This window comes from Candidatus Rhabdochlamydia sp. W815, from assembly GCF_018642185.1.
GTDB classification, from domain to species: domain Bacteria; phylum Chlamydiota; class Chlamydiia; order Chlamydiales; family Rhabdochlamydiaceae; genus Rhabdochlamydia; species Rhabdochlamydia oedothoracis.
In genome coordinates this window covers 1-858 of sequence record NZ_JAAVTY010000210.1, presented here as the reverse complement: position 1 = coordinate 858, position 858 = coordinate 1, and the positions used below count along the sequence as shown (strand labels likewise).

The window sequence follows — 858 nt, the reverse complement described above, 5'->3', positions numbered from 1 at the left end:
CCATTCTTGGGAAAGAGGCTTAAATGAGCATACAAACGGACTAGTTAGGCAATATTTTCCTAAAACACAAAGCTTTTTAGATACGACTTCCAAGGATATAGAAAGGGTGGAAACTTTACTAAATAACAGACCTAGAAAGGCTCTCAACTTCGAAACTCCACTAGAAGTGTTTACGAGATTATCTACAAACATGCTATGCTCGGGTGCACAATAGATGTTTTTTCAAGTATTTATATGTTCTTTTTTGTGCACTTCAAGGTTGAAAGGGCCATACAAGAGAAAAAAGCTAAAATTCCGATTAAATTCTTGCATATCATTGTAAAAAGACCTTAAAGAGCGATTATAAATTTTATAAAGATGCATTTTCTGATAAAACAGCATATTCTACAACAACAAAAGAAAAATTTATTTCACTTTATATTGCTAGAAGCTGTGATGTGAATGTTATTTTGATCTCCTCTTAGCTCTATAACAGTTAGAGGGATTTCCAGAACTATAAAGGTAATGGCTGAAACCCTAACAGTTGCTCATTGTTTATTCGACTAGCCATGTCCCATAATTTCCATGCTACAATTCCTCTTGGAAATACAATTCCATGAGGAACTGTTTTATTAGAGCTCTTGCATAACCTCAAATTTTAAAGCTCCCAATTATAGATCCCGGCTATACTAGTTTGATTTCAAATTAAGAATTGCATAGCTAGCTTTTTTTGAAAAAGCTGCTCTATCTTGAAAGAAGATGTTATCTTTTGCATAAAAATGTTTATATATACTAGTGCCGATTCAAACGGCTAGCTTAATGGGATTTAAGTCAACGACTTGAAACTTGTCGTTTATCCTACATTTCAAAATATCTGTT

General features: G+C 33.2%; 1 protein-coding gene. It reads left to right on the top strand.

Annotation, left to right across the window (positions count from 1 at the left end):
* Positions 1-214 (top strand): transposase (locus RHOW815_RS09555; RefSeq protein ID WP_502757473.1); only part of this gene is annotated, 214 nt, incomplete at its 5' end.
* Between the last annotated feature and the right edge of the window lie 644 nt (positions 215-858).